The sequence below is a fragment of the Pseudomonas sp. RL_105y_Pfl2_101 genome, from assembly GCF_963970585.1.
In the GTDB taxonomy this organism is placed as follows: Bacteria; Pseudomonadota; Gammaproteobacteria; order Pseudomonadales; family Pseudomonadaceae; genus Aquipseudomonas.
Window position 1 is genome coordinate 100265 of sequence record NZ_CAXAPG010000010.1, and the last position, 20308, is coordinate 120572.

A 20308-nucleotide genomic window follows, 5' to 3' on the forward strand; every position below is an offset into this window, starting at 1 on the left:
AGTAGAATACGTTGCGAAAAATGATTTCAAGCACCCGACCTCAAGAATTTCCGTGCTGAAACGGTGACTGAAGAACGCTGAGGATTTGCGATGAAAATTGAATACCTCGAAATCAAAGGCTTCAAGAGCGCAGCCAATATAGTCCTGAGGGATGTGCCGCCCTTTACGGCTTTTGCCGGCTCGAATGGCGCCGGTAAGAGCAATATCACTGATGCGCTGGCTTTTTTGGGAGCGGTAGTGAAACGAGGAGCGGCTCAGGCAATACGCGACTTCGGGGGGTTCCCGCAAATTCACTGCTTCAAGCATCGAAAGGAAAAGCGCACGACAATCTCTTTCGCCATCCGGATAAAGCTTAAGGGAGAGACTTTCGATTACAGCCTGAAAATATCGGACATAGACCGCGTACCTCGAATACTTGAGAGCTTAAAAGTCAACGACAAACAGGTCATTGACCGCAAGAGCAGCGATGAGACGCAGATTGTCTTGAGTAACACTCAGGGACTGCATCTCCTGCCTGAGTATGCACAGGACATGACTGCGCTAATGCTGCTCAGCCATTCGCCGCTGTATCGAATGCTTACCAATATCCAGGTATTTCGAATCGACCCGCTGGAAGCCAAGGAACCTGACAGTTCGACAGCAGACGCGACGACACTTGATAGCCACGGTCGGAACGTGGCAACCATGTTGTCAATTCTGGAGAAAAACGAGCGCTTTCGCGACCAAGTTCTTGAATGGATCGAATTGATAGTTCCAGGAATGGAAAATGTGTCTACCGAAAAGCAAAGGCTGGACGGCTCTACAGTAATAACCTTTAAGGAAGAAGGAACAAAAGCTCGATTCCCGGCACGGCTAATTTCAGACGGTACCATTTATGCTCTCTGCATCATGACCGCTGTGTTAAGCCGTTCAGACAAACCAGGCATAACAATCATAGAGGAGCCGGAGCGAGGCATTCATCCGAAAGCGATCGGCGAACTGGTTCAGTTGATGCGTGAAAATGCGTCTGTGGAGCATCCTGTTCTCATCACCACTCATAGCGAATCCGTTGTTCGCAATCTGGACCTTGAAGAGCTTCGGTTAGTGAATAAAGAGGATGGCAAGACCAAGATCAAGTGTGCTTCGGACTCGGCGGTGGATAAAAAAGATATTCCCTTGGATACGGCGTGGCTGACCAACCTTTTTGATGGAGGTCTGCCATGGTAAAAGTTGGGTTCATCGTGGAAGGCGATAGCGAAAAAATCGTCATCGAATCGGCCGACTTCAAAGCGTTTTTGCAGGCGAACGACTTTGAGTTGGTCAACCCCGTGGTCAATGCCAAGGGTGGCGGCAATCTACTGCCGCAAAATATCGATGCTTATCTGGCACGTCTGGATCAGCAAGAGGTAGATAGAATCGTGGTGCTGACCGACCTCGAAGACGAAGACTCAGTTGATACCGTTAAAGAACGTATCTCAAACGCACGAATAGATATCACATTTGTCGCTGTGAAAGCATTGGAAGGATGGTTCTTGGCTGACTCAAATGCCATAGGCAAATGGCTTGGTGTGCACAACTTTGATGAACCACAGCCCGAGCAAACACCGAACAAGCCATGGGACCGTCTCAAAGAAATATCAAATGGGCTTGGTAAACGGGGTCCGGGCAACAAAACCGCATTCGCAAAGAAAATGGTCAAGCATTATGGCTTCAGCATTCGCCAAGCGGCTTCGCACCCACAGTGCCCGAGTGCGAAGGAGATTGTTAGCTATTTTACAAAACAAGGAAGAGTCTAAGCGCGATATAGCTAACAAGGCTGCGATCTACTGTTTTCCTCACAGCCTGTAGCTTGAAACGTTCAGCCGCCCCGGTGCAGCTTGCTTATCAGCTCCGCCTCGGCCTGGAAATCCTGCGCATCGCCCGGGAGAGTGAAGTACCAATCTATGAAAATGCCGAGCTGGTGAAACTGCTGGCACGGATGGAATTGGGAGACAGCATCCCGGAAGAGCTGTACCGCACGATTGCCGAGATCATTGCGTTCGCCTGGAACCTCAAGGGCAAGTTTCCCCAAGGCCATGACCCGAATGCGCCGAGTGTCGAAAAGGATGTGACCGACCGCGGCGACGATTACTGAGCCTTCAGCGATTTGAAGGCCAGGCGCCGTGTAGGAGCTGCCTCGCGAAGCGAGGCTACGATCTTTCCCCAGGCAATTGAATCGCAAGCGAAAGATCAAGATCAAGATCAAAAGATCGCAGCCTCGCTTCGCTCGGCAGCTCCTACATGGCGATCAGCCGCCCTTGTGCAGCTTACTCATCAGCTCTGCCTCGGCCTGGGTCAGACCGCAGGCTTGGGTCAGTTCGTCGACACTGGCGCCCATGCCCACCAGGCGGGCGGCCTGGGCGAAGGACAGGCTGGAGGGGTCGCGCTGTTCCAACTGGGCGAGTTTATCCGGCAACGGCGCGAGCACGGCACGCAGCTCATGGAGCGCTTCGCCCATGCGCACGGTGCCGTTCTGGTAATCGTCGACGCGCTTGGCCAGGTCTTTGATGCGCTGGTCACGCAGCGCATCGCCCTGGGCCTGCTGAGCGGCGATCTGCCGCTGGCCACGTATATACGCCAAGAACATCCCCAGCGTGCCTGCCCAGAAAAGGAACAGGACAATGACTGCTACCTCAAGAATCAAATCAGATACTCTCCAGTTCCGACCACTCTTCTTCGCTCATCATCTTGTCCAGTTCAACCAGAATCAGCAACTCGTTGTTCTTGTTGCACACGCCTTGAATGAACTTGGCGGACTCTTCGTTACCCACGTTCGGCGCAGTCTCGATTTCCGACTGACGCAGGTAAACCACTTCGGCGACGCTGTCGACCATGATGCCAACCACTTGCTTGTCGGCTTCGATGATGACGATCCGTGTGTTGTCGCTGATCTCGGCATTCATCAGGCCGAAGCGCTGGCGGGTATCGATCACCGTCACCACGTTGCCACGCAGGTTGATGATGCCCAGCACGTAGCTCGGCGCACCCGGTACCGGGGCGATCTCGGTATAGCGCAGCACTTCCTGAACGCGCATCACGTTGATGCCGTAGGTTTCGTTATCGAGCTTGAAGGTTACCCATTGCAGAATCGGATCTTCAGAACCCTTTTGAGACGACGCCTTATCATTCATACCCTGACCCCTCGAAAAACCGCCTGTGGCGGCGTGTATTCTGTCCGGCGACGCGGTGCGCCGCCGGTTGTCTTATTTCGGTTTCTGGACCGGCTTCTTGCTGCCGCCCAGGTGTTTTGCCCCGCCGCTGGCGATCAGCTCCGCCAGCTCGGAAACGTCCAGCAAGGCGCACATATGCTCGATCACCGTACCGGCCAGCCATGGCCGTTGCCCTCGATGGCTGCGCCACTTGATCTCGTTCGGGTCCAGGCGCAGCGAGCGACTGACCTGATGCACCGCCAAACCCCACTCGTAACCCTGCACTGAAATCACGTACTGCAAGCCCTGGCGAAAGTCATCGCGATAACGGTCCGGCATGACCCAGCGCGCCGTATCCAGAACCTTCAGGTTGCCGGCCTGGCTCGGCAGGATTCCGAGGAACCATTGCGGCTGGCCAAACAACGGCGTCAATTCCTGCCCGGCCAGGGAATAAATCGACCCCAGGCATACCAGCGGCACCGCCAGGGTCAACCCGGCCACATCGAACAACAAACACTCGAACGGCTCGGCGGCCCAGTCCGGACGGTCGTCGCCCGGCACCGGTGGCGGCGGGTTGCTCGGCGGCAGGTGGATTTCCACCACTGGCGTCACCAGGCCCTGCAGCAACGGGGCAACGGTCGAGACCGGCGCCAGGATCGGCGCAGGCGCGTCCATGACCGCTAGCTGAGGCTTGATAAACGGTGCCTCGACCGCTGCAGCCACTACTGTTTTTTGTGCATCACGAGCCTGCTCTTCGAGCACGGCCGCCTGAAACTCATCCAGCACCCCCTTGGCTTCGACGTTCTCGGGCAACGCCTCGATCACGCTTGGCTGTGGTGGCAGTTCTTCGGTCGCTTCCTGCAACAGCCCGTCCAGATAGGATTGCAGGGCCATTTGTGGACGCGAGGTTGTCTTTATCGGGCGGCTCATAGGAACAGTGCGCCACTTGAAAAGGTTATCGGCATGAATGCGGTAGGACTTGAGCGTTCGCAAGCGAACACAATGCCAATGGAAAGCCTCGTCACCTTAAGCCACCTGCTGTGGAACGAGCTGCTGGGCCAACAGGTGCTTGAGCAGCGCCCGGTAGGCCAGCACGCCACGGCTCTTGCCATCGAATTGCGGAGGGGTCACACCCGCGCGGCTGGCGTCTCGCAAGCGGGTATCGACAGGGATGTAGCCTTGCCAGATGTCATCCGGGTACATGTCCCGCAACACCCGCAGGGTGCCCAGGGACGCCTGGGTGCGACGATCGAACAGGGTTGGCACGATGTTGAAGGCCAGCGTCTGCTTGCGCGAGCGGTTGACCATCGCCAGTGTATTGACCATGCGCTCCAGGCCCTTTACGGCCAAGTGCTCGGTTTGCACCGGGATCACCAATTGCTGGCTGGCTGCCAGGGCATTGACCATCAGCAGCCCCAACAACGGCGGGCTGTCGATGATCGCGTAATCGAAATCCTGCCACAGCTGCGCCAGACTCTTGGCGATCACCAGGCCCAGCCCGCTCTGCCCTGGCGACTGTCGCTCCAGGGTGGCGAGGGCGGTGCTCGATGGCAACAGGGAAATCCGCTCGTCGCTGGTGGACAACAGCAACTGCCCCGGCAGGCCCTCGGGCACAACGCCCTTGTGCAGGAACAGGTCGTAGTTGCTGTGCTCCAGGCTGTCGGGATCGTAGCCGAAATAGCTGGTCATCGAGCCATGGGGGTCCAGGTCGACGATGACCACACGCTTGCCCGCCTCGGCCAGCAACCCGGCTAAAGCGATGGAAGATGTGGTCTTGCCCACACCACCTTTTTGATTGGCGACTGCCCAGACTCTCATTCGGATCGTTCCTCCCGGCCGAAACAGGCTCGACCGAGAAATAGCTCGGTTATAAAGCGGGTGACGGAGAATTGACGGCACTCTGTCTTCCCGGCGACTTGACCGGAGCCGGTGCAGTTTGTGTGCCAGCCCGCTTCAATGCCGCATCCGGAGTTGCATTGGCCGTACCGGTACCGGTCAGGCTGCGACGCACATCGAGGTTGCGCGACACCACCAGCACCACCCGCCGGTTGCGCGCACGCCCCTCGGCCGTGGCGTTGTTGGCGACCGGCTGGAACTCGCCGTAGCCCACCGAGGCCAGGCGACCGGGGTTCACCCCCTGCATCGCCAGCATGCGCACGATGCTCGCCGAACGGGCCGAGGACAGCTCCCAGTTGGTCGGATACTGCGCGGTACGGATCGGCTGGTCGTCCGTGAAACCTTCGACATGGATCGGGTTGTCGAAGGGTTTGAGGATCGCCGCGACCCTATCGATGATGTTGAACGCCATGTCGCTGGGCATGGCGTCGCCGCTGCCGAACAACAGGCTGGAATTGAGTTCGATCTCGACCCACAACTCGTTGCCGCGCACGGTCATCTGGTTGGAGCTGATCAGGTCGCCGAACGCCGCGCTGATGTCGTCGGCGATGCTTTTCAACGGATCGCTACCACCGGCGATACCGGCATCGACCTGCTCGCTGTCCTTGATCAACGGCTTGGCCGGGGTCGTGGTCTTCGGCCGCTCCTCACCGATAGGGATAGGCTTGAGGGCACGGTCGGAGTCGGTAAAGACACCGATCAACGCCTCGGAAATGACTTTGTACTTGCCTTCGTTGACCGACGAGATCGAATACATGACCACGAAAAAAGCGAACAGCAACGTGATGAAGTCGGCGTAGGAAACCAGCCAGCGTTCATGGTTGACGTGTTCTTCACGATGCCTGCGACGTGCCATGCTCCATCTCCCCCATTAGTCCATGAAGCCTTGCAGCTTCAACTCAATGGAGCGTGGATTTTCACCTTCGGCAATCGACAGGATCCCTTCCAGCAGCATTTCGCGATAGCGCGACTGGCGCAACGCGATGGACTTGAGCTTGGCCGCGATCGGCAGCAGCACCAGGTTGGCACTCGCCACGCCGTAGATCGTGGCGACGAACGCCACGGCGATGCCGCTGCCCAGTTGCGATGGATCGGCCAGGTTGCCCATTACATGGATCAGGCCCATCACCGCACCGATGATGCCAATGGTCGGCGCGTAGCCGCCCATGCTTTCGAACACCTTGGCCGCTTCGATATCGCGGCTTTCCTGGGTATAGAAGTCCACCTCCAGGATGCTGCGAATGGCTTCCGGCTCGGCGCCGTCCACCAGCAATTGCAGGCCTTTGCGTGAGTAGTTGTCGGGCTCGGCGTCGGCCACCCCTTCCAGGCCCAGCAGGCCTTCCTTGCGAGCGGTCAGGCTCCAGTTCACCACCCGATCGATACCACCGGCCAAGTCGACACGGGGCGGGAACAGAATCCAGATCAGCACCTGCATGGCGCGCTTGAAAGCGCTCATGGGCGACTGCAACAGCGCTGCGCCAACGGTGCCACCGATCACGATCAACGCCGCAGGGCCGTTGGCCAGCGCACCCAGATGACCGCCTTCCAGATAATTGCCGCCAATGATGGCGACGAACGCCATGATGATGCCAATCAGGCTGAGCACATCCATTAAATGCAGGCCTCGACCAGGTGCCTACCGATGTCGTCCAATCCGTATACCGCATCGGCAAGATCGGCTTTTACGATGGCCATTGGCATGCCGTAGATCACGCAACTGGCTTCGTCCTGGGCCCAGATTGCACTGCCGCCCTGCTTGAGCAGGCGCGCGCCTTCGCGACCATCGGCGCCCATGCCGGTGAGCACCACCGCCAGAACTTTGTCACCGTAGGACTTGGCCGCAGAACCGAAGGTAATGTCCACGCAAGGCTTGTAGTTCAAACGCTCGTCACCCGGCAGGATTTTCACCGCGCCGCGGCCATCGATCATCATCTGCTTGCCACCGGGTGCCAGCAACGCCAGGCCTGGACGCAGGATGTCGCCATCCTCGGCTTCCTTGACGCTGATGTTGCACAGCTTGTCCAGACGCTCCGCGAAAGCCTTGGTGAACGCCGCCGGCATGTGCTGGATCAGCACGATGGGGGCCGGGAAGTTGGCCGGCAACTGGGTCAGGACCCGTTGCAGCGCCACTGGGCCACCCGTGGACGTGCCGATAGCGACCAGCTTGTAGGCTTTGCGCTTGGGTGCCGGTGACGAGGCACTGGCGGGCGCCGCCGAACGAGCCGGCGCAGGTGCCGGGGCGCTGCGTACCGGTGCCGACTTGAAGCTGCTCGAGGCAGTCGGCGTCGGGCTTGGGACCGCAACAGGGGCTGGCGCCGGTGCGCTGTAGGCACCGACACGGCGATTGCTGCGGGAAATGCTGTGGACTTTTTCGCACAGCAACTGCCGGACTTTGTCAGGGTTGCGCGAAATGTCTTCGAAATTCTTCGGCAGGAAATCCACCGCCCCGGCGTCCAGCGCATCGAGGGTCACTCGGGCGCCTTCGTGGGTCAGGGAGGAGAACATCAATACCGGGGTCGGGCAGCGCTGCATGATATGCCGCACGGCCGTGATGCCGTCCATCATTGGCATCTCGTAGTCCATGGTGATCACGTCCGGCTTGAGTGCCAGGGCCTGATCAATCGCCTCTTTGCCGTTGGTCGCGGTACCGACGACCTGAATACTCGTGTCCGCCGAAAGAATTTCCGAAACGCGGCGGCGGAAAAACCCCGAATCGTCCACCACCAGGACTTTAACTACCATAAACACTCCGTTAGACGAGGCGCGGCCCTGGGCCACGCCCCTCCAGAATCAAATACGCCGGGCGGCGTAACGCTTGAGCATGCTTGGTACATCGAGAATCAACGCGATGCGGCCGTCGCCGGTGATGGTGGCGCCGGACATGCCCGGAGTGCCCTGGAGCATCTTGCCCAACGGCTTGATGACCACTTCTTCCTGACCCACCAATTGGTCGACGACGAAGCCGATCCGCTGGGTGCCCACCGAAAGGATCACCACATGGCCCTCGCCTTGCTCCACATGAGCGGCGGAGCTGACCAGCCAGCGCTTGAGGTAGAACAGTGGCAGTGCCTTGTCCCGTACGATCACCACTTCCTGGCCGTCCACCACGTTGGTGCGCGACAGGTCGAGATGGAATATCTCGTTGACGTTGACCAGCGGGAAGGCGAAGGCCTGGTTGCCCAGCATCACCATCAGGGTCGGCATGATCGCCAGGGTCAACGGGACCTTGATGACGATCTTCGAGCCCTGGCCCTTGGTCGAGTAGATATTGATCGAACCGTTGAGCTGGGAAATCTTGGTTTTCACCACGTCCATGCCCACCCCACGGCCCGACACGTCGGAAATCTCGGTCTTGGTCGAGAAACCCGGGGCGAAGATCAGGTTGTAGCACTCGGTGTCGCTCAGGCGGTCGGCGGCATCCTTGTCCATCACGCCGCGTTTCACCGCGATGGAACGCAGCACGTTCGGGTCCATGCCTTTGCCGTCGTCGGAGATCGACAGCAGGATGTGGTCGCCTTCCTGCTCGGCGGCCAGGATCACCTTGCCGCTGCGGACCTTGCCCGAGTCTTCGCGCTCTTGCGGCGACTCGATGCCGTGGTCGACCGCGTTGCGCACCAAGTGGACCAGCGGGTCGGCCAGGGCCTCGACAAGGTTTTTGTCGAGGTCGGTCTCTTCACCCACCAGTTCCAGGTTGATTTCTTTCTTGAGCTGGCGAGCCAGGTCGCGAACCAGGCGCGGGAAGCGCCCGAAGACTTTCTTGATCGGCTGCATCCGGGTCTTCATGACCGCGGTCTGCAGGTCTGCCGTGACCACGTCGAGGTTCGACACGGCCTTGGACATGGCTTCGTCCTGGCTGTTGAGGCCCAGGCGCACCAGACGGTTACGCACCAGCACCAGTTCGCCGACCATGTTCATGATCTCATCCAGGCGTGCGGTATCGACCCGAACGGTGGTCTCGGCTTCGCTGGCCGGTTTGTCCGCTGGCGCAGCCGCTGGAGCACGGGCTGGCGCCGGAGCGGCAGCCGCAGGCTTGGCAGGCTCAGCCTTCGGCTCCGGTGCTTGGACCGCAGGTTTAGGCGCAGCCTTGGCCGCCGGTGCAGCCGCAGTAGCGGCAGCAGGCGCAGTAGCAACAGGCGCAGCAGAAGCGGTGCCGACTTCGCTGAACTTGCCCTTGCCATGCAGCTCGTCGAGCAGTGATTCGAATTCGTGATCGCTGATCAGGTCGCTGCCAGCGGCAGCGGCAGCGGGCTTGGCCGGTGTCGGCGCCGAAGCGATGGCTGAATCCAGCGCGTCAACGGCAAAGGTGCCCTTGCCGTGCAACTGATCTAGCAACGCTTCGAATTCGTCGTCGGTGATGTCCGAGCTGTCGCCCGCGGCGTTCGGCGCGGCCGGGGCCGGGGCTGCCGGCGGGACCACGGCATCAGCCGCGAACTGGCCCTTGCCATGGAGCTGGTCGAGCAGTGACTCGAACTCGGCATCGGTGATTTCATCGCTGGCAGCCCCATCGGCGGCCGGCGCAGTAGGTGCAACCGGAGCGGCCGGTGCCTCGGCCTGGGCCTTGACGGTATTCAGGGAATCGAGCAGTTGTTCGAATTCGTTATCGGTGACGTCGCCCGATTCCTCGGCGATCGGTTCTTCAACCAGGGCCTCGGCAACCGGGGCCGCTTCGTCAGCCGATTGCGGCTCGGCCAAGCGCGACAGCGCGGCGAGCAACTCGGGGGTGGCAGCCGTAATCGGCGAGCGCTCACGCACTTCGCTGAACATACTGTTGACTGCATCCAGCGCTTCAAGCACCACGTCCATCAACTCCGAATCAACGCGACGCTCACCCTTGCGCAGGATGTCGAACACGTTCTCGGCAATGTGACAGCACTCCACCAGCTCATTGAGCTGGAGGAAGCCGGCGCCTCCTTTTACAGTGTGGAAACCGCGAAAAATTGCATTGAGCAGATCCGCATCATCTGGTCGGCTTTCCAGCTCGACCAGCTGTTCGGACAGTTGCTCTAGAATCTCGCCGGCCTCAACCAGGAAATCCTGAAGGATCTCTTCATCGGCGCCGAAGCTCATTAGTGGCTGCTCCAAATAGGGCTAAAACTCAAAATCCAAGGCTGGACAGCAAATCGTCCACATCGTCCTGACCGGACATAACGTCTTCTCTTTTATCGGCATGAATTTGCGGACCTTCACCCTGAGAGAGATGTTTTTGTGGATCTTTTTCAGCAAGCATCGCTTCACGGTCGTGTTCGATGCCCGCAAAGCGGTCGACCTGGCTAGCCATCAACACCAGTTTGAGCAGGTTGCTTTCCACTTCGGTGACCAGTTGGGTCACACGCTTGATCACCTGGCCGGTCAGGTCCTGATAGTCCTGGGCCAGCAGAATGTCGTTGAGATTACTTGCCACGGCGCGGTTCTCGGTGCCGCTGCGCGTCAGGAAACCGTCGACCCGACGGGCCAGCTCCCGAAACTCTTCGGCGCCGACTTCGCGCCGCATGAACCGCCCCCAGTCGGTGCTCAAGGCCTGGGCTTCTTCGCTCAGGCCATTGACCAGCGGCGTTGCGCTCTCCACCAGGTCCATGGTGCGGTTGGCCGCAGCCTCGGTCAGTTTGACCACATAACCCAGACGCTCGGTGGCGTCGGTGATCTGCGAGACCTCCTCGGCCTGCGGCATATTCGGGTCGATCTGGAAATTGACAATCGCGCTGTGCAATTCACGCGTGAGCTTGCCCACCTCCTGATACAGACCGCGGTCACGGGTCTGGTTGAGCTCATGGATCATTTGAACCGCATCGCCAAAGCGACCTTTTTCAAGGCTGTCGACCAGTTCGCGGGCATGTTTTTTCAGGGTTGATTCGAAATCACCCATTGAAGATTCGTTGTCCATAGCTCCCCCGTGGCGCCGTTAACCGATGCGTTCGAAGATTTTTTCGATCTTCTCTTTCAACGCCTGGGCCGTGAAGGGTTTGACCACATAGCCGTTTACACCGGCCTGGGCCGCTTCGATGATCTGCTCGCGCTTGGCTTCGGCAGTGACCATCAGCACCGGAAGATGCTTAAGCTTTTCGTCGGCGCGCACATGACGCAGCAAGTCGATACCGGTCATGCCGGGCATGTTCCAGTCAGTCACTAGAAAGTCGATGCTCCCGCTGTTGAGGACCGGAATGGCTGTGATGCCATCATCCGCCTCGACCGTATTGGTGAACCCAAGGTCACGCAACAGGTTTTTTATGATCCGCCGCATCGTTGAGAAGTCATCAACGATGAGGATTTTCATGTTCTTGTCCAATTCGACCTCCAAGCAGTCTTAAACGCGCCCAGCACCTGGACGCGCCATTTCAATCAATCCGGCACAACACTCGACAACGGTCTGGAGCACAACAGATGGAGACTGGCACAGCACCTGCCAGGCCAGCCTCGTTCGCAGTGTCCCCACACTGCCCGTCAACGCGCTCGCCACTCCCCCAAACGCCCCCGCAAACGGGCCGCGCACTGGCTGTGTAACTGGCTGACCCGCGATTCGCTGACCCCCAACACCTCACCGATTTCCTTGAGGTTCAGCTCTTCGTCGTAGTACAGCGCCAAGACCAGTCGCTCACGCTCCGGCAAATTGGCAATCGCATCCGCCAGCGCACTCTGGAAACGTTCATCTTCCAGGTCACGCGACGGCTCCATGTGAGCACTCGCGTTATCCTCGTGCAGCCCTTCGTGTTCGCCGTCCTGTAACAGGTCGTCGAAACTGAACAGGCGGCTGCCCAAGGTATCGTTCAAAATCCCGTAATAATCGTCGAGACTTAACTGGAGTTCGGCCGCAACCTCGTGATCTTTAGCGTCACGCCCGGTTTTAGCTTCAATTGCACGAATTGCATCACTGACCATGCGGGTATTGCGGTGTACCGAACGCGGCGCCCAATCGCCCTTGCGGACTTCATCGAGCATGGCGCCGCGAATGCGAATACCGGCATACGTCTCGAAACTCGCGCCCTTGCTCGCGTCGTATTTGTTCGACACTTCGAGCAGGCCGATCATGCCCGCCTGGATCAAGTCTTCAACCTGGACACTGGCCGGCAACCGCGCCAGCAAGTGATAGGCGATACGCTTGACCAGTGGCGCGTAGCGCTCGATCAATTCGTATTGGGCGTCCCGTGCCGATTTCTTGTAGAGATGGTTGTAACCGCTGGCTGTCATAGCACGGGCCCTGCTGTTTGTTGCACAAGACGCTCGACGAAAAATTCCAAATGCCCGCGAGGGTTGGCCGGCAGTGGCCAGGTATCGACCTTCTGGGCGATGGCCTTGAACGCCAGCGCGCATTTGGAACGTGGAAAAGCTTCATAAACGGCACGTTGCTTCTGGACGGCCTTGCGTACGCTTTCGTCGTAAGGCACTGCGCCGACGTATTGTAGGGCGACGTCCAGGAAGCGATCCGTGACCTTTGTCAACTTGGCGAACAGGTTGCGTCCTTCCTGCGGGCTCTGGGCCATGTTGGCCAGGACGCGGAAGCGGTTCATGCCATAGTCGCGGTTAAGCAACTTGATCAGGGCGTAGGCGTCGGTGATGGACGTCGGTTCGTCGCAGACCACCAGCAGCACTTCCTGGGCCGCGCGCACGAAACTGACGACCGAGTCACCGATACCGGCCGCGGTGTCGATCACCAGCACATCGAGATTGTCGCCAATGTCGCTGAAAGCCTGGATCAGGCCCGCGTGCTGGGCCGGGGTCAGGTGAACCATGCTCTGGGTGCCTGAGGCAGCCGGCACGATGCGAATCCCGCCCGGCCCCTGCAACAACACGTCGCGCAGCTCACAGCGCCCTTCAATCACGTCCGCCAGCGTGCGTTTGGGTGTAAGCCCCAACAACACGTCGACGTTCGCCAGGCCCAGGTCGGCGTCCAGCAGCATGACCCGTCGGCCAAGCTCTGCCAGAGCCAGGGACAAATTCACTGACACGTTAGTCTTCCCGACGCCACCTTTGCCGCCGGTCACCGCGATCACCTGTACGGGATGCATGCTGCCCATGTTCGTTCTTTACCTTGTCTTACTTAGACGGAGGCCACATTACTGGCTGCGCGTTCGCATACGGAACAATGCATGGCAGACCATCGATGTAGGTACAAAAAATATTCATGATTACCTCAGCCGACCTGCTTGGTCGGGCTGTGGTAGATATCAGCGAACATATCAGCCATGGCTTCTTCGCTGGGTTCTTCCTGCATTTGCACACTCACGGCACGACTGACCAGTTGATGACGGCGCGGCAGATGCAAATCATCCGGGATCCGCGGCCCGTCGGTCAGGTAGGCCACCGGTAGTTCATGACCGATCGCCAGGCTCAACACCTCGCCCAGGCTTGCCGTTTCGTCCAGTTTAGTCAGGATGCAGCCGGCCAGCCCGCAGCGTTTGTAGCTGTGGTATGCGGCGGTTAGAACCTGTTTTTGGCTGGTGGTTGCCAACACGAGATAATTTTTTGACTTGATGCCTCGTCCGGCCAGACTTTCGAGCTGCATGCGCAGGGCCGGATCGCTGGCTTGCAGGCCTGCGGTATCGATCAGCACGACGCGTTTGCGCAGCAGCGGCTCCAACGCCTGGGCCAGGGACTGGCCCGGATCCACATGGGTCACGGACACATTGAGGATCCGGCCGAGGGTCTTGAGTTGCTCCTGGGCACCGATGCGAAAACTGTCCATGCTCACCAGGGCAATGCTCTGGGCGCCGTACTTGAGTACATAACGGGCGGCGAGCTTGGCCAGGGTGGTGGTCTTGCCCATGCCGGCAGGACCGACCATGGCAATCACCCCGCCTTCTTCCAGCGGCTCGACTTCCGGGGTCGCGATCATCCGCGCCAGGTGCGCCAGCAACATGCGCCAGGCCTGGCGTGGTTCTTCGATACCATTGATCAACGCCAGCAGGTCCCGGGACAATGGGCCGGACAGGCCGATGCGTTGCAGACGACGCCACAGGTTGGCCTGGGCTGGACGGCTGCCTTGCAGCTGGTTCCAGGCCAGGGAGCCGAGCTGGACTTCCATCAGCTCGCGCAGGCTGTTGAGTTCAAAGCGCATCGAGTCCAGGGCGCGCGGATCGACACCCCGGGCAGGCGCCGCGGGCGCCGGCTCAGGACGACGCGGTTCGGCGTGGGCCTGCTCGATCAGCGGTTCGGCAGCGGTCAACGGCAGGCCGGCCGTCAGCGGCTGACCGGCGAACAATTGACGATTGATACCTGCCCCGCCCTCGCCTTCGCTGCTGCGCAGGCTCAGTTCGGCCTGGGCGCTGGCGATGCGCGATTGGGTCTTGCGCAGCTCGTCTTCGAGCTCCATGTTCGGAACCCGTGGAGCCAGCGCCGACAATTTGTAATCCAGAGCCGCCGTCAGCTCGACACCGCCAGCGATCCGGCGATTACCGATGATGGCCGCTTCAGCGCCCAGCTCGTCACGAACCAGCTTCATGGCCTGACGCATATCGGCGGCGAAAAAACGCTTCACTTGCATAAACCACTACCTCAGCCGTTGGGCCCTACTGTCGCAACGATGGTCACTTGCTTGTTGTCCGGTATTTCCTGGTACGCCAGCACATGCAGCCCCGGGACCGCGAGGCGGCCGAATCGCGAGAGCATCGCGCGAATCGGACCGGCCACCAGCAGGATCACCGGCTGGCCTTGCATCTCTTGCCGCTGGGCTGCTTCGATCAGCGAACGCTGCAGCTTCTCGGCCATGCTTGGCTCCAGCAGAACACCCTCTTCCGAGCCTTGTCCTGCCTTCTGCAGACTATTGAGCAATATCTGTTCCAACCTTGGTTCCAAGGTGATCACAGGCAGCTCAGACTCAGTACCTACAATACTTTGGACGATTGCGCGGGACACCCCGACCCGAACCGCAGCCACCAGGGCGGCGGTATCTTGACTCTTGGAGGCGTTGTTGGCGATAGCCTCGGCAATACTGCGTATATCGCGCACGGGCACCTGTTCGGCCAACAGCGCCTGCAGCACCTTGAGCAACTGCGACAACGAAACCACACCCGGCACCAGCTCTTCAGCCAGCTTCGGCGAGCCTTTGGCCAGCACTTGCAGGAGTTGCTGGACTTCTTCGTGGCCGATCAGCTCGCTGGAGTGCTTGTACAGGATCTGGTTCAAGTGGGTCGCCACCACCGTACTGGCGTCCACCACGGTGTAGCCGAGGGACTGCGCCTGGGCCCGCTGGCTGACTTCGATCCACACCGCTTCCAGGCCGAAAGCCGGATCCTTGGCGGTGATGCCGTTGAGGCTGCCGTAGACCTGTCCGGGGTTGATCGCCAATTCGCGGTCGGGATAGATCTCGGCTTCGGCCAGGATCACCCCCATCAAGGTCAGGCGATAGGCGCTCGGCGCTAGGTCGAGGTTGTCGCGGATATGCACAGTAGGCATCAGAAAGCCCAGGTCTTGGGAGAGCTTCTTGCGCACCCCCTTGATCCGCGCCAGCAACTGACCACCCTGGTTGCGGTCGACCAATGGAATCAGGCGATAACCGACTTCCAGGCCGATCATGTCGATTGGTGTCACGTCATCCCAGCCCAGCTCCTTGGTTTCCATGGCGCGGGCCGGCGACGGCAGCAGTTCCTGCTGGCGCTTGACCTCTTGCAGGGCCTGGACTTTCTGCACGTTCTGTTTTTTCCAGAACAGGTAGGCGCCGCCAGCCGCCAGAGCAGCCATGCTCAGGAAGGAAAAGTGCGGCATGCCCGGCACCAGGCCCATCACCGCCATCAGACCGGCGGCAACCGCCAGGGCCTTGGGCGAGGCGAACATTTGCCGGCCGATCTGCTTGCCCATGTCTTCGGAACCCGAAGCACGGGTCACCATGATCGCCGCAGCTGTAGATAACAACAGTGATGGCAATTGCGCCACCAAACCGTCACCGATGGTCAACAAGGCGTAGACCTTGCCGGCGCCGCCGAACGTCATGTTGTGCTGGAAGATGCCGACAGCCATGCCACCGATCAGGTTGATGAACAGAATCAGCAAACCGGCGATGGCGTCACCGCGTACGAACTTGCTGGCACCGTCCATGGAACCGTAGAACTCGGCTTCCTGGGCCACTTCCTGACGACGCAGCTTGGCCTGGCTCTGGTCGATCAGCCCAGCGTTGAGGTCGGCGTCGATCGCCATTTGTTTGCCGGGCATCGCGTCGAGGGTAAAGCGCGCACTCACCTCGGAAATCCGCCCGGCGCCCTTGGTCACCACGACGAAGTTGATGATCATCAAGATGGCGAAGACCACGATGCCGACCACGTAGTTGCCGCCGATCACCACCTCACCGAAGGCTTGGATCACCTTACCGGCAGCCTCGTGGCCCTCATGACCATGGATCATCACAACGCGGGTGGACGCCACGTTCAGCGCCAGACGCATGAGCGTCGCCACCAGCAAAATGGTCGGGAACACCCCGAAGTCCAGTGGTCGCAGGGCGTAGACACACACCAGCAGCACGACGATCGACAAGGCGATGTTAAACGTGAAGAACACGTCCAGCAGGAACGGCGGCACCGGCAGCATCATCATGGCGAGCATGACCAGCAGCAACAGCGGCACGCCCACATTACCTCGGCTGAGGTCTGCTACGTTGTTGCGTGCGGTGCTGAATAACTGAGAGCGATCCACCAATATTCCCCGTTCCTGTGAAGCAAACTTTTGACGCCCGGAGGGGGCGCAGACGGGGTATTGCAAGAAGCCTTCCAACTTTTGCCAACGGCTGAAATAGAAGGGTCGAGGCGACTTTAACCCTGTGGGAGCGAGCCTGCTCGCGATAGCGGTTTGTCAGTCGACACCTGTATCGACCGGGTCACCGCATTCGCAAGCAGGCTCGCCCCCACAGGTACTTCATCCGGCATTCAGGAATCACGCCGCAAATCCGGCGGGATCGGCAGATCCTTGAGCGGTTCGGGGCGTTTGCCCTTGCCGGCGCGGTGTTGGCGGATCTGGTAGACGTAGGCCAGCACCTGGGCCACGGCCAGGTACAGGCCTCCGGGGATTTCCTGGTCGAGTTCGGTGGAGTAGTAAATCGATCGCGCCAGTGCTGGGGACTCGAGCAGCATCACCTCATTGGCCACGGCGATCTCACGGATCTTCAGCGCCAGGAAGTCGCTGCCCTTGGCCAACAACACGGGAGCGTTGCCTTTTTCGGGGTCGTACTTGAGGGCGACGGCGTAGTGAGTCGGGTTGGTGATGACCACATCAGCATCAGGGATTGCCGCCATCATCCGCCGCTGAGAGACCTCGCGCTGCAATTGACGAATGCGCTGCTTGACCTCCGGCTTGCCCTCCGCGTCCTTGTGCTCGTCGCGCACTTCCTGCTTGGTCATCAACAGCTTCTGCTTGCTCTGATACAGCTGGATCGGCACGTCGATGGCGGCGATCAGGATCAGGCCGCAAGCCATCCACAACGCACTCCAACCGACCAATTGCACGCTATGGATAATGGCTTGCTCGAGGGGCTCATGGGCGATGCGCAGCAGGTCGTCGATGTCGGCTTGTAAGACCGTTAACGCGACGAAGAGAATCAGCAAGAATTTCCCAAGAGCCTTGAGCAACTCCATCAAGGCATTCGTGGAAAACATCCGCTTAAGGCCGCTGGCCGGGTTCATCCGGCTGAATTTCGGCGCCAGGCTCTTCCCGGCGAACAACCAGCCCCCCAAAGAAATAGGGCCAATGATGGCGGCCAGCAGGAGGCAAATCAGCACCGGCTGTACCGCCAGAATCGCGATTTTGCCTGAATGCAGCAAATACAGACCCATCGCGCCCGGACTGAGCAGCACCTCACGGGGCAGGGAGAAGTTAAGGCGCATGATTTCCAGCAGGTCCAGGGCCAACCCGCCACCATAAATCAGCAACCCGCCCGCCCCGGCCAGCATCACCGCCAGCGTGTTGAGCTCCTTGGATCGGGCAATCTCACCCTTCTCCCGAGATTCGCGCAGACGCTTTTCCGTGGGGTCTTCTGTCTTGTCCTGACCACTCTCGCTCTCGGCCATGGTTCAGCGTGCCTGTGCCATGTCGCGTAAAAGCTGCAAGGCCTGGGTGGCCAGCGGCTGATACTGATTGAGGATATCCCCCAGGCTGACCCAGAAAATCACCATGCCCAGCACGAGGGTCAGCGGGAAGCCAATGGAAAAAATATTCAGTTGCGGCGCCGCACGGGTCATCACACCAAACGCGATGTTGACCACCAGCAACGCAGTGATCGCCGGCAATACCAGCACCATCGCCGCGCCCAGGACCCAGCCGAGCTTGCCGGCAATTTCCCAGAAATGATTGACCAGCAACGCACTGCCCACCGGCAGGGTGGTAAAGCTCTCGGTCAAGACCTCGAACACCACCAGATGCCCATTCATGGCGAGGAACAACAGGGTCACCAGCATCGTCAGGAACTGACCGATCACTGCCGTCGTCACGCCATTGGCAGGGTCGACCATGGACGCGAAGGCCATGCCCATCTGGATGGAAATGATTTGTCCCGCTACCACGAACGCCTGGAAAAACAACTGCAGCGAAAAGCCCATCAAGGCACCGATGAGAATCTGCTCGGCGATCAACATCATGGCGCTGAGATCCAAGGCATTGACCGGCGGCATCGGTGGCAATCCGGGCGCGATCACCACCGTGATCGCCAGCGCGAAATACAAGCGCACGCGCCGGGGCACCAGGGTCGTGCCGAAGACCGGCATGCTCATCAGCACCGCGGTGACGCGAAACAGTGGCAGGATGAACGATGCCACCCAGGAACTGATCTGGGTGTCCGTCAGCGCGAGCATCGACATGAGGTCAGCCGATCAACTGCGGAATACTGCCGTACAACTGCAGGATGTATTCCATGAAGGTTTGTACCAGCCAGGGACCGGCGACGATCAGCGTTACCAGCATCACCAGTAGGCGCGGCAAGAAGCTCAAGGTCTGCTCGTTGATCTGGGTCGCGGCCTGGAACATTGCCACCAGCAACCCCACCAGCAGGCTCGGGACCACCAGGATCGCGACCATCATGGTCGTCAGCCAGAGCGCTTCACGGAACAGGTCTACCGCTACTTCAGGCGTCATATCGTCCTACCTGCACAAAAGGCCTAAACACCACCGAAACTGCCCGCCAGGGTACCGATGATCAGCGCCCAGCCATCCACCAGCACAAACAGCATGATCTTGAACGGCAGGGAAATGATCAGCGGCGAGAGCATCATCATGCCCATGGCCATCAGGATACTGGCGACCACCAGGTCAATGATCAGGAACGGGATGAAAATCATGAAGCCGATCTGGAAAGCGGTCTTGAGCTCGGACGTCACGAACGCCGGCACCAGGATGGTCAGCGGCGCCTGATCGGCACTGGGGATATCGGTGCGCTTGGACAGGCGCATGAACAGCTCCAGGTCGCTGCTGCGGGTCTGGGCCAGCATGAAATCCTTGATCGGCACTTCAGCCTTGGCCACGGCATCCTGGGCGGTGATTTTTTCTGCCAGGTAAGGTTGCAGCGCATCCTGGTTCACCCGGTCGAACACTGGCGCCATGATGAACATGGTCAGGAACAGCGCCATGCCGGTGAGGATCTGGTTCGAGGGCGTCTGTTGCAGGCCCAGGGCCTGGCGCAGGATCGAAAAGACAATGATGATCCGAGTGAAGCTGGTCATCAGCATGACGAACGCCGGGATGAAACTCAGCGCGGTCATGATCAGCAGGATCTGCAGGCTGACCGAGTATTCCTGGGCCCCTTCGGCGTTGGTTCCGAGGGTGATCGCCGGGATCGACAGCGGATCGGCGGCGAACGTCAACGGTGCGGCCAGCATCAGGGCCAATGCCAACAGAATGCGCAACGGCATTACTTTTTATCCTTCTGATCTTTCCCCAGCAACTCCATGAGGCGCTGGGCAAATTCGGGGCTGGCCTGCTCGGCGGAGGGCACCTGCACCGGCTCCTTGAGGACGTGCAAGGCGGTAATAGTGCCCGGGCTCAGGCCCAGCAGGATCTGCTCGCTGCCAACCTGCACCAGCACCAACCGGTCTCGCGGCCCGAGCGCGCGGGAACCGACGATGTCGATGACCTGCCCCTTGCCAGTCGGCCCCGCCTGCTGCACGCGCCGCAACAGCCAGGCGAGAAAGAAAATCAAGCCCAGCACCAGCAGCAAGCCGAGCAGCAATTGGGCCAATTGCCCAGCGATACCACTGCCCGCAGCCGGCGAGGCGGCGGCCGTGGCAACCGGTTCGGCCGCCAGCACACTCAATGGCAGCATCGCGGCTGCTGCGAAGAAA

22 protein-coding genes are annotated in these 20308 nt (G+C 59.7%); 3 read left to right on the forward strand and 19 right to left on the reverse strand.

Translation table 11 applies throughout. The annotated features are described in order from the left end of the window. Nucleotides 1-90: 90 nt before the first annotated feature. From AACY31_RS14000 to AACY31_RS14010, 3 genes are read left to right on the forward strand one after another with little or no spacing between them, the layout of a single operon-like run. Complete coding sequence (locus AACY31_RS14000) at nt 91-1206, forward strand: AAA family ATPase (protein WP_339480309.1); 1116 nt, start codon at nt 91-93, stop codon at nt 1204-1206. Continuing rightward, nucleotides 1200-1775 carry a DUF4276 family protein gene (locus tag AACY31_RS14005; RefSeq protein ID WP_339491425.1) on the forward strand — a complete coding sequence of 192 codons (576 nt, stop codon included), beginning with the start codon at nt 1200-1202 and terminating at the stop codon, nt 1773-1775. The genes AACY31_RS14000 and AACY31_RS14005 overlap by 7 nt, the downstream gene beginning before the upstream one ends. Before the next feature lie 53 nt (nt 1776-1828). Then, the gene (locus AACY31_RS14010; RefSeq protein WP_445261542.1) at nt 1829-2113 is read left to right on the forward strand and encodes an EscU/YscU/HrcU family type III secretion system export apparatus switch protein; all 285 of its coding nucleotides are present in this window, start codon (nt 1829-1831) and stop codon (nt 2111-2113) included. Between the two features lie 153 nt (nt 2114-2266). On the opposite strand, the gene AACY31_RS14015 is transcribed toward AACY31_RS14010, so the two are convergent. From AACY31_RS14015 to fliO, 19 genes are all read right to left on the reverse strand, one after another. Next, the gene (locus AACY31_RS14015; protein WP_339480315.1) at nt 2267-2662 is read right to left on the reverse strand and encodes a DUF2802 domain-containing protein; all 396 of its coding nucleotides are present in this window, start codon (nt 2660-2662) and stop codon (nt 2267-2269) included. 1 nt (nt 2663) lies between these two features. Continuing rightward, nucleotides 2664-3149, reverse strand: coding sequence for a chemotaxis protein CheW (locus tag AACY31_RS14020; protein ID WP_003199144.1), 486 nt, complete (start codon nt 3147-3149; stop codon nt 2664-2666). A 72-nt stretch (nt 3150-3221) separates the two neighbouring features. Further along, nucleotides 3222-4097: a CheW domain-containing protein gene (locus tag AACY31_RS14025; RefSeq protein ID WP_339480324.1), complete on the reverse strand. Its 876-nt coding sequence runs from the start codon at nt 4095-4097 to the stop codon at nt 3222-3224. A 96-nt stretch (nt 4098-4193) separates the two neighbouring features. Continuing rightward, nucleotides 4194-4985, reverse strand: a complete 792-nt coding sequence (locus AACY31_RS14030) for a ParA family protein (protein ID WP_339480325.1) — start codon at nt 4983-4985, stop codon at nt 4194-4196. Nucleotides 4986-5034: 49 nt separating this feature from the next. Continuing rightward, nucleotides 5035-5919, reverse strand: a complete 885-nt coding sequence (gene motD, locus AACY31_RS14035) for a flagellar motor protein MotD (protein ID WP_339480327.1) — start codon at nt 5917-5919, stop codon at nt 5035-5037. Between the two features lie 15 nt (nt 5920-5934). Continuing rightward, nucleotides 5935-6675, reverse strand: a complete 741-nt coding sequence (locus AACY31_RS14040) for a flagellar motor protein (protein WP_018606553.1) — start codon at nt 6673-6675, stop codon at nt 5935-5937. Beyond that, nucleotides 6675-7805: a protein-glutamate methylesterase/protein-glutamine glutaminase gene (locus tag AACY31_RS14045; RefSeq protein ID WP_339480330.1), complete on the reverse strand. Its 1131-nt coding sequence runs from the start codon at nt 7803-7805 to the stop codon at nt 6675-6677. Before AACY31_RS14045 ends, AACY31_RS14040 begins: the two co-directional genes overlap by 1 nt. A 48-nt stretch (nt 7806-7853) precedes the next feature. Further along, the gene (locus AACY31_RS14050) at nt 7854-10130 is read right to left on the reverse strand and encodes a chemotaxis protein CheA (RefSeq protein ID WP_339480333.1); all 2277 of its coding nucleotides are present in this window, start codon (nt 10128-10130) and stop codon (nt 7854-7856) included. Between the two features lie 28 nt (nt 10131-10158). Then, entirely contained in the window at nt 10159-10944 is a 786-nt protein-coding gene (locus AACY31_RS14055; protein ID WP_339480335.1) for a protein phosphatase CheZ, read from the reverse strand. Between the two features lie 18 nt (nt 10945-10962). Continuing rightward, nucleotides 10963-11334 (reverse strand): chemotaxis response regulator CheY, encoded by a 372-nt coding sequence (locus tag AACY31_RS14060; RefSeq protein ID WP_008006721.1) that lies wholly within the window; start codon nt 11332-11334, stop codon nt 10963-10965. Nucleotides 11335-11501: 167 nt separating this feature from the next. Beyond that, nucleotides 11502-12245, reverse strand: a complete 744-nt coding sequence (fliA, locus tag AACY31_RS14065; protein WP_014337177.1) for an RNA polymerase sigma factor FliA — start codon at nt 12243-12245, stop codon at nt 11502-11504. After that, nucleotides 12242-13072 carry a flagellar synthesis regulator FleN gene (fleN, locus tag AACY31_RS14070; RefSeq protein WP_003184001.1) on the reverse strand — a complete coding sequence of 277 codons (831 nt, stop codon included), beginning with the start codon at nt 13070-13072 and terminating at the stop codon, nt 12242-12244. Before fleN ends, fliA begins: the two co-directional genes overlap by 4 nt. Nucleotides 13073-13188: 116 nt before the next feature. Beyond that, a complete protein-coding gene (gene flhF / locus AACY31_RS14075) occupies nt 13189-14538 on the reverse strand; it encodes a flagellar biosynthesis protein FlhF (protein ID WP_339480338.1) in 1350 nt (449 codons plus the stop codon). Nucleotides 14539-14549: 11 nt separating this feature from the next. Further along, nucleotides 14550-16679, reverse strand: a complete 2130-nt coding sequence (flhA, locus tag AACY31_RS14080) for a flagellar biosynthesis protein FlhA (protein WP_339480340.1) — start codon at nt 16677-16679, stop codon at nt 14550-14552. A gap of 230 nt (nt 16680-16909) precedes the next feature. Then, nucleotides 16910-18046: a flagellar biosynthesis protein FlhB gene (gene flhB / locus AACY31_RS14085; protein WP_339480342.1), complete on the reverse strand. Its 1137-nt coding sequence runs from the start codon at nt 18044-18046 to the stop codon at nt 16910-16912. Between the two features lie 3 nt (nt 18047-18049). After that, entirely contained in the window at nt 18050-18832 is a 783-nt protein-coding gene (fliR, locus tag AACY31_RS14090; RefSeq protein ID WP_339491416.1) for a flagellar biosynthetic protein FliR, read from the reverse strand. Nucleotides 18833-18836: 4 nt separating this feature from the next. Further along, on the reverse strand, nt 18837-19106 hold the full coding sequence (gene fliQ / locus AACY31_RS14095; RefSeq protein WP_075118572.1) for a flagellar biosynthesis protein FliQ: 270 nt from the start codon (nt 19104-19106) through the stop codon (nt 18837-18839). A 23-nt stretch (nt 19107-19129) separates the two neighbouring features. After that, nucleotides 19130-19879: a flagellar type III secretion system pore protein FliP gene (gene fliP / locus AACY31_RS14100; protein WP_339491415.1), complete on the reverse strand. Its 750-nt coding sequence runs from the start codon at nt 19877-19879 to the stop codon at nt 19130-19132. Next, nucleotides 19879-20289, reverse strand: a complete 411-nt coding sequence (gene fliO / locus AACY31_RS14105; RefSeq protein WP_339491414.1) for a flagellar biosynthetic protein FliO — start codon at nt 20287-20289, stop codon at nt 19879-19881. The genes fliP and fliO overlap by 1 nt, the downstream gene beginning before the upstream one ends. Between the last annotated feature and the right edge of the window lie 19 nt (nt 20290-20308).